Origin of the sequence: Ochrobactrum sp. Marseille-Q0166 (assembly GCF_014397025.1) — a bacterium.
GTDB lineage: Bacteria > Pseudomonadota > Alphaproteobacteria > Rhizobiales > Rhizobiaceae > Brucella.
In genome coordinates this window covers 318,554-330,789 of sequence record NZ_JACJUO010000002.1, presented here as the reverse complement: position 1 = coordinate 330,789, position 12,236 = coordinate 318,554, and the positions used below count along the sequence as shown (strand labels likewise).

Here is a 12,236-nt window from a genome sequence, read left to right as displayed (position 1 = left end):
GGGGAAATAAATAATGGCAATAGATGAAAATACCGGCAATCTCGACGTGAAACTGCTGGAGTTGCTTGTTTGCCCCCTGACCAAGGGGCCGCTTCAATATGATGCGGAAAACAGCGAGCTGATCTCGCAAAAAGCCAAGCTTGCCTATCCGGTTCGCGGTGGTATTCCGATCATGCTTCCATCGGAAGCACGTCCTCTGGAATAGAGGATATCCAGCTTCGGAAAGATTTGAAGTATGGATGGATATGCCTGATAACGCCGTTATATAATTTCTGCATGTCCTCTGTTCTTTTTCATAAATTTCGTGTCGCTGGTTGTTGCTTGCCGCGCGAGGGGGTTCTATAACCCTCGCGGAACTTGAAAGCGCGATATCGGAAATTGATTTCACTGCCGCTATTGTGTGAGAAAAAACAGAGGCTTGGCATTATGGCATCCAGAAAACTTCTTCTCCTGCCCGGCGATGGCATCGGTCCCGAAGCAATGGCTGAGGTCCGCAAAATTATCGCTTTCCTCAATTCGGGTCTGAATCTCGGTTTTGAAACCGACGAAGGCCTGGTTGGCGGATCGGCATATGATGCGCACGGTCAGGCGATTTCCGATGCGGATATGGAAAAGGCGCTCGCTGCTGATGCCGTGCTTTTCGGCGCGGTTGGCGGTCCCAAGTGGGACAGCGTACCTTATGAAGTGCGTCCAGAAGCAGGCCTGTTGCGTCTGCGCAAGGACTTAGCACTCTATGCCAATCTGCGCCCGGCGATCTGCTATCCGGCACTCGCACATTCATCGTCTCTGAAGCCCGAAGTTATCGAGGGGCTCGACATCCTGATCCTGCGCGAGCTGACCGGTGGCGTTTACTTCGGTGAACCGAAGGAAATCATCGATCTGGGCAACGGCCAGAAGCGCGGTATCGATACGCAGGTGTATGACACTTACGAAATCGAACGTATTGCCGATGTGGCTTTTGAACTTGCGCGCGCACGCCGCAACAAAGTCACCTCGATGGAAAAACGCAACGTAATGAAGTCGGGCGTTTTGTGGAACCAGGTCGTCACGGCTCGCCACAAGGAAAAGCATTCGGATGTTGAACTTGAGCATATGCTGGCTGATGCTGGCGGTATGCAGCTCGTGCGCTGGCCGAAGCAGTTCGACGTGATCGTCACCGACAACCTGTTTGGCGATATGCTTTCCGACGTTGCGGCGATGCTGACCGGTTCGCTCGGGATGTTGCCATCGGCTTCGCTCGGTGCTGCTGATGGTGTGACTGGCAAGCGCAAGGCACTTTACGAGCCAGTACATGGTTCGGCACCGGACATTGCTGGCCAGGGAATTGCCAATCCGATCGCGATGATCGCTTCGCTTGCCATGTGCCTGCGCTACTCGTTCAACCTGATCGATGAAGCTGATCGTCTGGAAGCTGCGATTGCCGGTGTTCTCGATGATGGTCTGCGCACTGCCGACATCTGGTCGGAAGGCACCAACAAGGTTGGCACGACCGAAATGGGCGATGCAATCCTTGCCAAGTTCAAGGCGCTTTCGGCTTAATCGCTGATATTATCTATTACGAAACGGCCGCTGTGCAGAGATCGCGCAGCGGCGTTTTTGTTATTTTCAGTCGAGCTGTATTGTGAAGTTTGCGAACACCGCAGCTATCAACAGAGCGATAAAGAAATATTGAAATCCCTTTCTTTTGATCCGCATTGCAAACAATATCACGGCCGTTTCAATCGCAAAGAAAATGAAATCCCCGAGGGGAGATTCTTCATTATTGATGGAAATACTGGGGCCAGCACTGCGCATCAGTTCCATCAGATTGAGCAGTATCAAGAGTGACAAAAGCCATGTTTTCGGGACATGAAATAGCGTTCATAGTCGCCATATTCCTTGATGTCGTCCGGTGTTAAAGTAACACACATGAAAAACAGGCCGAAAACATAGAGAAGATCTGAAACATAGGTGTAGACATTGTATGTCTTTGTGCTGCTTTCAAAAAGATAGTCCTACCAGAACTGGATGATCCAGAGGAAGACTACAATCACCCATCCGATATGCATATAAGATATTTTATGCTTGTTGGGATGCTGGACGAAACGTGAAGCAAAGATCAGTAGCCGTGACAGGCACAGACTGATACCCATGCCATTGATAATTCTCATGTGAGAGAAAGCGTCAGCAGCACTGATTGCTGTTTCAACTCCTGAAGGCAATTGTTCACCTGCTTGTTCAGCTTTTTACGGGATATATCGCTACTCTGATGTTCAGAATAAATAGCGCGCGTTTGAACCGCAATGAATAGAATCGTTTTGATATGGTAAAGTTGTTTCGCAGCTTTGCAGAAAGCGGATCGTTGAATAATAAACGCCCGATTTCCGGCTTTAATTTATCGCCAGGACGCTAAAAATAGTGGTCATGTTGAACACGCTTCCCGATATCGACACTTTGTATAATGCCTTGCTGGCGCGTGACACCGCTTATGAAGGTAAAGCCTATGTTGGCGTGCTTTCAACCGGCATTTTCTGTCGGCTGACCTGTCCTGCAAGAAAGCCGTTAAAAGAGAATTGCCGGTTTTTTGCTTCCATATCTGAATGCATTGCCGACGGTTTTCGTGCTTGCAAAAGATGTCATCCGTTGCAGCCCGCAGCGGAAGCTGATGCTTCTGTCGGTTCTCTGTTGAAGGCGTTGGATGCACAGCCGCAACGGCGCTGGAGCGAGGGCGATGTTGCTGGCATGGGCTTTGATCCATCGACCGTACGGCGTAGTTTCAGACGGCATTTTGGCATTACCTTCCTTGAAATGGCACGGCAGGAACGGTTGCGACAGGGTTTCCAGACGCTTGCACAAGGCGAACGCGTCATCGATGCGCAAGTGGATGCGGGCTTTGAATCGCCCGACGCATTCCGCAATGCTTTCGCACGCATCCTTGGCCTGCCCCCGGCGCAGTTGCAAAAGGGCGGCTTGCTGCGCGCAGACTGGATCAAGACGCCGCTTGGCACGATGATCGCCGTGTGTGATCACTCATCCCTGCATTTGCTGGAATTTGCTGATCGCAAGGCGTTGCCACAAGAGCTGAAAAAGCTGCACAAGGCCTGTCATGGTTCAATCGGTATCGGACGATACCCGTCGCATGACGTACTGGAACAGGAACTCGATGCGTTTTTTGCAGGTCGATCGGCGAATTTCAATATTCCGCTGGTGCTGCACGGCAGCGCTTTCACACGTGACGTCTGGCGAGAGTTGCAGAATATTGAGGCAGGCCAGACACGAAGCTATAGCGAGATTGCAAGGGCAGTAGAAAAGCCGCTTGCGGTTCGTGCCGTGGCGCGGGCCAACGGTGCAAACCAGATTGCTATCATCATTCCATGTCATCGGGTGATTGGTGCCGATGGCTCATTGACCGGTTATGGTGGAGGTCTTTGGCGCAAGCAGAAGCTGATTGAGATTGAGGCGAAATACCGCAAATGAAAACGCCGCCCCAAGGGGCGGCGTCATCATTTCTGTTGGCAAAGGTATAATTACTCGACCTTGTTGAGATCGACGTCCTTGGTTTCCTTGACGAACAGGATGCCAATGACGAGCGTGATCGTCGCAATGATGATCGGGTACCAAAGGCCGTAATAAATATCGCCCTTGGCAGCACTCATCGCGAAGACGGTTGCGGGCAGAAGACCACCGAACCAGCCGTTGCCAATGTGGTAAGGCAACGACATGCCTGTATAGCGGATGCGCGTCGGGAACATTTCAACAAGGATAGCAGCAATTGGTCCATAGACCATCGTGACGTAGATCACGAGAACGGTCAGGATGGCAATTGTCATAACCCAGTTGATCTGCGATGGATCGGCGACCATCTTAAACGTTCCTGCATTCGGGATCGTGTAGACAGCCTGACTTGGTTCACCAGCTGCGTCCGCTTCAATTTGCGTGACGATATTTGCTTTCACCAGTTCCGCATTGGTCATGGTGGTGCTTTCGCCCGCACGAACTGCTTCCGCACTCAGAGCAAGCTCTGGGTTTGCAGCAATGAAAGCTTCAAGCTTTGAATCTGCCACCTTTGCAGGGTTACGTACCAGCGGCCAACCGGCTTTCTGCAGAGCGAGATTGATGTCGTGTGTCAGGGCTGCCTGCTTGGCCTTTGCTTCAGCACCGGCTGCAGTGGCATCAAAAGATGCGACAGTGATATCACCGATCTTGACTGTTGCTGGCTGACCAGCAGGACCAGTGACCACGTCGTAGGGCACTGCACTGCGGGACAGGAAGCTCGTCGCAATATCGCATGAGCTTGTGAATTTCGACGTTCCGGTCGCGTTGAACTGGAAGTTACAATCACCGGGTGCCGCAGTCACTGTTGCACGAATTGTCTGTTCAGCATGTGCGAGTGCCGGATTGGCAGCTTGCGTGAGAGCTTTAAACAGCGGGAAATAGGTTACTGCAGCGAGCAAAAGACCAGCCATGATGATCGGCTTACGGCCAATTTTATCGGACAACCAGCCGAACACAACGAAGAAGCCGGTGCCTATGACCAATGCAGTCGCGACCATGATATTGGCGGACTGGTTTTCAACCTTCAGAACGTTCTGCAGGAAGAATAGTGCGTAGAACTGGCCACTATACCAAACAACCGCCTGACCCATGGTAAGGCCGAAAAGAGCGATCAATGCGATCTTGGCGTTTTTCCACTGGCCGAAAGCTTCGGAAAGCGGGGCTTTTGATGTTTTGCCTTCTTCCTTCATCTTTTTGAAAGCAGGCGATTCGCTCATCTGCAGACGAATCCAGACCGAGATGCCCAAGAGAACAATCGAAACGAGGAATGGTATGCGCCAGCCCCACGATGCGAAGGATTCCGTGGTCATGACATTCTGAATGCTCAGAATAACCATTAGCGAAAGGAACAGACCGAGCGTTGCGGTAGTCTGAATCCATGACGTGTAAAAACCGCGACGGCCGTTTGGTGCGTGTTCAGCGACGTAGGTTGCCGCGCCGCCATATTCGCCGCCCAGTGCCAGACCCTGCAACATGCGCAGGATGATCAGAATTGCAGGCGCTATGATGCCAATCGTTGCCGAACCAGGCAGAATGCCGACGAGAAACGTCGAAGCGCCCATGATGACGATTGTCACAAGGAATGTATATTTACGTCCGACAAGGTCGCCGATACGTCCGAAGACGAGCGCACCAAACGGGCGTACAAGAAAGCCTGCTGCGAAAGCGAGCAGAACGAAAATATTACGGGTTGTTTCCGGATATTCATTGAAGAACGCGGCACCGATAAATGCAGCCAGTGTTCCGTAAAGATAAAAGTCGTACCATTCAAAAACTGTACCGAGTGAAGAGGCGAAAATAACTTTCTTCTCTTCGCGCGTCATTTTAGGTGCGCCGGCCTTGGCGCCCGATTGAACTGACATAGGGTTCCTCCCAACAGCATCTTGCTGATATGCGCGGATGTTCTCCTCCAACGTCCGCACACTTTTCCACGCGATTATGATGAACTGAATCGTTTCGTATGGTTATTATCTTTTAGTATGAGAACCTGTTCTTATCCCTATGTGTGAAGGAGAGGGAGGCATGAGAAAGCTTACAGGTGGATGCTTATGCGGACGCGTCAGGATTGAAGCTTCAGGTGATCCCGACCGTGTAGGGATTTGCCACTGTCTCGACTGCCGCAAACATCACGGCGCCTTGTTTCATGCTTCAGCGATTTTTCCGCAAAATGCCGTCACGATTGAAGGTGAAACAAACAGCTATGCCGGTCGATATTTCTGCCCGCATTGTGGCTCTTCCATTTTTTCAAGAACGGATGATGAGATTGAGATCAATCTTGGTTCGCTGGACGTCCCGGATCGGCTGAAGCCAACTTATGAACTTTGGACGATACGTCGAGAAAGGTGGTTGCCAGAGTTTCCGCTAACAGAGCGCTATGAGCGTGATCGACTGGCGACGACTCGCGATGAGGATTGAACATAAGAATTGGGTCGATCAGCGAAAAAAGACGCAAGTTTTGAACTATTTTTCGACAAGAATGCAAATGTTTCGGGTGTTCTGCGGCGGAGTGGCCTCCGAGATTGAAATGATTATCCAAATACGACGCGAAACCGCAGCTTTCCGTCGAATTTGGTTTTTTTCTGAGCCATTGGGTGCTAAGTCGCTCTCGCGATCAATACCGACCCAGAATATCGCAATGACGACATTTGCTGATTGATTTATGTCGCTGAGCGAATATCGAGCCCAGAGCCTGAAAGCACCAAACATGACTGCACGTCTTTCATTCGCGCGTGAGCGTATCAACGTTCTTCTTCTCGAAGGCATTAACCAGTCTGCTGTCGATTATTTCAAGTCGTCCGGCTACACGAACGTCGTTCATTTGCCCAAGGCACTCGACAAGGCTGAGTTGATCGAGGCGATTGCTTCCGCGCATATTGTTGGCATCCGTTCGCGCACACAGCTTACCGATGAAGTATTTGAAGCAGCGCAGCGTCTGATCGCAGTCGGTTGTTTCTCGGTCGGCACCAATCAGGTGGACCTGAAGGCCGCCCGCAAGCGTGGTATTCCGGTATTCAATGCACCTTTCTCCAATACCCGTTCGGTTGCGGAACTGGTGATTGGCGAAATCATCATGCTGATGCGCCGTATTTTCCCTCGCTCCAATGCAGCCCATGTCGGCGGCTGGGACAAGAGTGCGACCGGTAGCCGTGAAGTCCGCGGCAAGACGCTGGGCATCGTTGGCTACGGCAATATCGGTTCGCAGGTCGGCAATCTGGCTGAAAGCCTCGGCATGACGGTCCGATACTTCGACATGACCGACAAGCTGCAATATGGCAATGTCATCCCGACCGAAACGCTCGACGAATTGCTCAAAATTTCTGACGTGGTTAGCCTTCATGTGCCATCGAACAAGTCGACGGCCAAGATGATTACCGAAGCCAAGCTGCGCAAGATGAAGAAGGGCGCCTTCCTCATCAACAATGCGCGCGGAAATGTGGTCGATCTTGAGGCATTGGCAACGGTGCTCAAAGAAGGTCACCTTGCGGGTGCGGCAATTGACGTGTTCCCGGTTGAGCCGGCTTCGAACAAAGATCCGTTTGTTTCGCCATTGCAGGGACTGGAAAATGTCATCCTGACCCCGCATATCGGTGGTTCCACCGAAGAAGCGCAGGAGCGCATCGGTATGGAAGTCAGCCGCAAGCTGGTTGAATATTCCGATGTTGGTTCAACGCTGGGTGCGGTCAATTTCCCACAGGTTCAGCTGCCTGCACGTCCAAGCGGCACGCGCTTCATGCATGTGCACGAGAACCGCCCGGGCATCCTCAACAGTCTCGTCAACATCTTCTCATCGCACAACATCAATATTGTCAGTCAGTTTCTGCAGACCGATGGTGAAGTCGGCTATGTGGTGATCGAAGGTGATGCGATGGAAGAACACGCCGAAGATGTACTTCAGGCAATGCGCGAAATTCCGGGCACTATTCGCACGCGTCTGCTTTACTAACAGAGCATCAGTGTTCAAAGACCCGCGCTGTATCTTCCGCGCGGGTCTTTGTCATTTCGCGGTCCCGGCGTAATAAGCGGTATCGCTCCCACACATTTGAGCAGTTTTGTTGCGTTCATCACTGCAAATACATTGACTCTTTTTTCAAACGGCTTAAAAGCGCAATCGGAAAAGGAGACAATCCCGTGAACGCTTCTCGCGCATCACATAGCCTGTGTGGACTGAATGGCCTCATCGCCATTGCCAGCCCTATGGCGTTCGTTTCCAAAACTACCACGGCCACTTGCATTAAAACGACCACCAAAACGGTCTGACCCCTTGGCCTGCTCGCCCACTCTCCCCGGGTCCGGCCCTGGGAAAAGGCCCGCTGGTCGCGGGTTTTATGGAAGCGGAGAGGACAGGAGACAGGTAAATGGGTTTTAAAGTTGCAGTCGTCGGCGCCACCGGAAATGTCGGTCGCGAAATGCTCAATATCCTCGAAGAACGCGGTTTTCCAGCTGATGAGGTCGTAGCGCTCGCTTCGCGCCGTAGCCAGGGCACGGAAGTGTCCTATGGCGATAAGACGCTGAAGGTAAAGGCGCTCGACCAGTATGATTTCTCGGATACTGACATCTGCCTTATGTCTGCTGGCGGCAACATTTCCAAGGAATGGTCGCCAAAGATCGGTGCGCAGGGCTGTGTCGTTATCGATAATTCGTCTGCATGGCGCTACGATTCCAATGTTCCGCTGATCGTTCCTGAAGTGAATCCGGACGCGATTGAAGGCTTCCGCAAGAAGAACATCATTGCCAACCCGAACTGCTCGACTGCGCAGCTCGTCGTGGCGCTGAAGCCTCTGCATGATGCGGCCAAGATCAAGCGTGTTGTTGTTTCGACCTATCAGTCCGTTTCCGGTGCCGGCAAGGAAGGCATGGACGAGCTGTTCCAGCAATCGCGTGCCGTTTTTGTTGCTGATCCTGTCACCGCTCAGAAATTCACCAAGCGCATTGCGTTCAATGTTATCCCGCATATCGATGTCTTCATGGAAGACGGCTACACCAAGGAAGAATGGAAGATGGTGGCCGAAACCAAGAAGATGCTTGATCCAAAGATCAAGCTCACCGCAACGGCTGTTCGTGTCCCTGTGTTCATCGGTCACTCGGAAGCAGTCAACATCGAGTTCGAAAACCCGATTTCGGCGGAAGAAGCCCGCGAAATTCTGCGCGAAGCGCCCGGCTGTCAGGTTGTCGATAAGCACGAGGACGGTGGCTACATCACGCCATATGAATCGGCCGGCGAAGATGCGACCTATATCAGCCGTATTCGCGAGGACATCACGGTTGAAAATGGTCTGGCAATGTGGGTCGTTTCCGACAATCTTCGCAAGGGTGCTGCTCTTAACACGATCCAGATCGCGGAACTGCTTGTCGCTCGTGGCCTGATTACGCCAAAGGCACTCGCCGCTTAATCGAGATTGCAGATAGCAAAATAAAGGCGCCGGTTTTCCGGCGCTTTTTCAATTTGAGAGACTGTCTTTAAGATTGCTGCGGACATCAAGCAGCTGCGCCCGAAGTTTTTGCAAGTCGCCTATGGGTTGACCGAGTGCGCAGAAGACCTGCTCCGGAATAGCTTCGGCCTCAGTGCGCAAAGCACGGCCTTGATCGGTCAGCGTAATACGAACCTGCCGCTCATCCTGTGGGTCACGGCGGCGCGCAATATGCCCTGCCGATTCCAGCCTTTTCAAAAGCGGGGTGAGGGTGCCGGAATCAAGACTAAGTTTCGCGCCGATTTCCGAAACAGTGCGGTTATCCTGTTCCCACAATACAATCATGACCAGAAACTGCGGATAGGTGAGTTCCAGTTTACTGAGGATCGGTTGATAAGCGCGGGTCAGCGCATTCGCGGTCGAATAGATCGCGAAACAGACCATATCTGACAGATTAAGATAAGATTCTCTTGGGTCTTCTTTCATAGCGCTCACTCCATGACAGAACTTTACATGAGGTGCAATTGAATTGCGCATCACATATTTGTGATAATGTATTTTGCAAAATTAGATTGTGCACAATATAATAATCTGCAATTTTGATGGTGGAGATAAATCAATACGTATCAACGGAGATTTTCATATGCCTATCCTTTACACGACACAGTCCACAGCAACCGGTGGACGCACAGGCAGCGCCAAGACCGCTGATGGACGTCTCAGCGTTGTTCTTGACACACCAAAGGAACTTGGCGGCTCGGGTGGCGAAGGCACCAATCCTGAGCAACTGTTTGCATCCGGTTATGCGGCATGCTTTCTCGGCGCACTGAAATTTGTCGCAGCCAAGGAAAAGGTTTCCATCTCCGCTGACAGTACAGTGACGGCGACAGTAGGGATCGGTCCGCGCGAAGATGGCACTGGTTTTGGTCTGGATGTGGCTCTTGAGGTCGTTTTGCCGGGCGTTGATAAGGCAAGGGCAGAAGAGCTGGTTAATGCCGCGCACATTGTTTGCCCTTATTCACATGCAACACGCGGCAACATAGATGTCCGCCTGAGCGTGGCATAGAACGTATCCCGAAAAGCAGGAACCGCTTTTCGGAAAATGATGAGTGGCAAAAAAATCGCAAAAGGCGCCCAGACGGGCGCCTTTGTTTTATTCAGTGAGGCAGATCGTTCAACGCTTTTAGGGCTGCCTCAACCTGTCCTCGTATTTCTTCGCCCAATGGCAGAATGGGCCGTGGTGGCTCGATCTTTGCAAGATCAAGCAAATCGGCAATCACATACATCACGCGGAAACTGCCATGGGCTTTGAACAGGCTCCAGAGCGGTTCAAATGCCTTATTGATGCGCTCGGCTTCTGTCTTATCCCCGCTTTGTGCGACGCGCATGAGTACCGCAAACTGCTTCGGTAGAAGTCCTGCAGCCACGCTATAGAAAGTATCGGCGCCTGCGAGCAGAGCATCCTTCGCACCCCAATCACCGCTGTATCCGATGGTGAAGTCATCGGGTGTTACAGCGCGAAGTTTCGCGATCTCAGCCGCATGTTTATTATCGGCAGGTAGCGGCATTTTAATCGACTTGATATTTTTAATATCTGCCAACCGCTCAATCAGCTCGATGGTGAAAATGAAATGGGTAGTGCTGGGGTTGTTATAGATACACAGAGGCAGATCGGTCGCTTGCGCAACAGCCTTAAAGTGCTGAAAGCCTTCTTCCTGCGTAAGCGGTGTATAGGATACAGGCGCGAGCAAGAGCGCATCAGCACCGGCATCCGCCGCATCGCGGGCAAGCGTCTGCGCTTCATCGGTTCGCAATGCGCCGGCGCCTACAATGAGCGGTGTCTTGCCACCGATGCATTTCACGGCGGTACTGACTGTATGTCGGCGTTGTTCTCGTGTGAGGAAAGCATAACCACCGGTGCTTCCCAATAGGCCGATTGAATCCGCGCCTGCGTCATGGATGCGGGTGAGAAAAGCGCTGAGCGCATCCTCTATGAGATTGCCTGCCGCATCGATTGGCGTGAGGGGGAAAGCGGAAAGGCCTTTGAAAAATTTCAACGCAATACTCATTTCTTAGACAGGTTCAGCGCGACAGAAGCAGGCGAATACCAGCGAAGGCGAAGACGGCGGAAAGAACGCCTTCGATCCAGCGGCGAGCGCGACGATATAAACGCACCATCGGCGCGGTTGAAAAGATGATGGCGTAGCCACAGAAAATCGAGATGCTTAACGCAATGCAGCCGCCGAGGAATGCAGCGACCTGAGGCCATGACGAGTTTGTGCCAATGCCAAGCGTTACCAGCGCTATCCATGACAGGATCGACTTGGGATTGGAGAGATGCAGCAGCAAGCCGCGCCGATAAAGCTCTTTGCCTGAAAGCAAAGCGTCACCGCTTGTGCTGCGGGCGGCGATCTTCTCATCCGACATCATGGCAGCGCGCCCCGCTTTGAAGGCCAGATAAAGGAGGTAAAAGCCGCCGAAAATCTTGAGAATAATCAGCGCCTCGGCAAAACGTGTAAGGATTGCCGAAACACCCGTCGCCGCCATCAGACCCCAAAAGATCGAGCCCGTCACAACGCCGGCGGCAAACATCAGTCCCGCTTTTCGACCCTGGTTCATGGCGACGCCCATGATGCGCATATTGCTGGGGCCAGGGCTTCCGGCAGCAATAACATAGGTCGTGTAAACGAGCAGAAGCTGGTAGGCCGCCGGAGAAAGGTTCATGATCGTCACTCAGTTTGAACTGAGCTAATCAATAGCATTCTCCGCGTGTAATATCTGTATTGAGATTGTGTCGAAATCTGCCAAAATTGTCATAGTTCTGGTCAGAAATGACGACCTGGCGTCATGATACCAGCAATACGCAGTTTCACTCTGCCTGAGCTTCCAGAGCTTCCATATCGTCATCAGACAGACCAAAATGGTGGCCGATTTCATGGATGAGAACATGGGCAATTATATCGCCGAGTGTCTCTTCGTGCTCGGACCAATAATCCAGAATTGCGCGGCGAAAGAGCGTGATGCGATTGGGGCCTTCACCGGTTTGCAGGCTAAAGCGTTCACCAATACCGGTGCCCTCGAACAGGCCTAACAGGTCGAAAGGCGTTTCCAGTCCCATGTCTTCGACAATCTGTTCTTCAGGAAAGTCAGAGATCTGGATAATGATATCGCCGCACAGCGTCCTGAACTCTTGCGGCAGATGTGCAAGAGCTTCAATCGCGATGGATTCGATTTCGTCAAGCGAGGGCGACAAACGTGCCGCCCAATCACCGCTTTGATCTTCTCGGGCCATTT

The 12,236-nt window shown here is 52.0% G+C and carries 13 protein-coding genes; 7 read left to right on the top strand and 6 right to left on the bottom strand.

Annotated elements, in window-relative coordinates:
• The first annotated feature begins 13 nt into the window (after positions 1–13).
• The 3 genes from H5024_RS12700 to H5024_RS12690 all read left to right on the top strand — a co-directional run bounded on the left by H5024_RS12700 (position 14) and on the right by H5024_RS12690 (position 3,456).
• Positions 14–205, top strand: a complete 192-nt coding sequence (locus tag H5024_RS12700) for a Trm112 family protein (RefSeq protein WP_187547367.1) — start codon at positions 14–16, stop codon at positions 203–205.
• Between the two features lie 221 nt (positions 206–426).
• Entirely contained in the window at positions 427–1,539 is a 1,113-nt protein-coding gene (gene leuB / locus H5024_RS12695; protein WP_187547366.1) for a 3-isopropylmalate dehydrogenase, read from the top strand.
• A gap of 864 nt (positions 1,540–2,403) precedes the next feature.
• The gene (locus tag H5024_RS12690) at positions 2,404–3,456 is read left to right on the top strand and encodes a trifunctional transcriptional activator/DNA repair protein Ada/methylated-DNA--[protein]-cysteine S-methyltransferase (protein ID WP_187548604.1); all 1,053 of its coding nucleotides are present in this window, start codon (positions 2,404–2,406) and stop codon (positions 3,454–3,456) included.
• Positions 3,457–3,506: 50 nt separating this feature from the next.
• Here H5024_RS12690 and H5024_RS12685 read toward each other — a convergent pair whose 3' ends face one another.
• Positions 3,507–5,396 carry an MFS transporter gene (locus H5024_RS12685; RefSeq protein WP_187547364.1) on the bottom strand — a complete coding sequence of 630 codons (1,890 nt, stop codon included), beginning with the start codon at positions 5,394–5,396 and terminating at the stop codon, positions 3,507–3,509.
• 160 nt (positions 5,397–5,556) lie between these two features.
• Here H5024_RS12685 and H5024_RS12680 point away from each other — a divergent pair, with 160 nt between their 5' ends.
• Both H5024_RS12680 and serA read left to right on the top strand, forming a co-directional pair.
• Complete coding sequence (locus H5024_RS12680) at positions 5,557–5,949, top strand: GFA family protein (protein ID WP_187547362.1); 393 nt, start codon at positions 5,557–5,559, stop codon at positions 5,947–5,949.
• Between the two features lie 289 nt (positions 5,950–6,238).
• The gene (gene serA / locus H5024_RS12675; protein ID WP_187548603.1) at positions 6,239–7,477 is read left to right on the top strand and encodes a phosphoglycerate dehydrogenase; all 1,239 of its coding nucleotides are present in this window, start codon (positions 6,239–6,241) and stop codon (positions 7,475–7,477) included.
• Positions 7,478–7,680: 203 nt separating this feature from the next.
• Here serA and H5024_RS21515 read toward each other — a convergent pair whose 3' ends face one another.
• Positions 7,681–7,812 (bottom strand): hypothetical protein, encoded by a 132-nt coding sequence (locus H5024_RS21515; protein ID WP_273727443.1) that lies wholly within the window; start codon positions 7,810–7,812, stop codon positions 7,681–7,683.
• A 77-nt stretch (positions 7,813–7,889) separates the two neighbouring features.
• On the opposite strand from H5024_RS21515, the gene H5024_RS12670 reads away from it, so the two are divergent.
• Complete coding sequence (locus H5024_RS12670; RefSeq protein WP_187547360.1) at positions 7,890–8,924, top strand: aspartate-semialdehyde dehydrogenase; 1,035 nt, start codon at positions 7,890–7,892, stop codon at positions 8,922–8,924.
• Positions 8,925–8,972: 48 nt separating this feature from the next.
• Here the strand turns inward: H5024_RS12670 and H5024_RS12665 are convergent, their stop codons facing one another.
• Complete coding sequence (locus H5024_RS12665; RefSeq protein ID WP_187547352.1) at positions 8,973–9,428, bottom strand: MarR family transcriptional regulator; 456 nt, start codon at positions 9,426–9,428, stop codon at positions 8,973–8,975.
• 157 nt (positions 9,429–9,585) lie between these two features.
• On the opposite strand from H5024_RS12665, the gene H5024_RS12660 reads away from it, so the two are divergent.
• Positions 9,586–10,008, top strand: a complete 423-nt coding sequence (locus tag H5024_RS12660) for an organic hydroperoxide resistance protein (protein ID WP_187547350.1) — start codon at positions 9,586–9,588, stop codon at positions 10,006–10,008.
• A 91-nt stretch (positions 10,009–10,099) separates the two neighbouring features.
• Here the strand turns inward: H5024_RS12660 and H5024_RS12655 are convergent, their stop codons facing one another.
• From H5024_RS12655 to H5024_RS12645, 3 genes are all read right to left on the bottom strand, one after another.
• Positions 10,100–11,011 carry a dihydrodipicolinate synthase family protein gene (locus tag H5024_RS12655; protein WP_187547348.1) on the bottom strand — a complete coding sequence of 304 codons (912 nt, stop codon included), beginning with the start codon at positions 11,009–11,011 and terminating at the stop codon, positions 10,100–10,102.
• A 13-nt stretch (positions 11,012–11,024) separates the two neighbouring features.
• Positions 11,025–11,666, bottom strand: coding sequence for a LysE family translocator (locus tag H5024_RS12650; protein WP_187547346.1), 642 nt, complete (start codon positions 11,664–11,666; stop codon positions 11,025–11,027).
• Positions 11,667–11,811: 145 nt separating this feature from the next.
• Positions 11,812–12,234: a metallopeptidase family protein gene (locus H5024_RS12645; RefSeq protein WP_187547344.1), complete on the bottom strand. Its 423-nt coding sequence runs from the start codon at positions 12,232–12,234 to the stop codon at positions 11,812–11,814.
• Positions 12,235–12,236 lie beyond the last annotated feature (2 nt).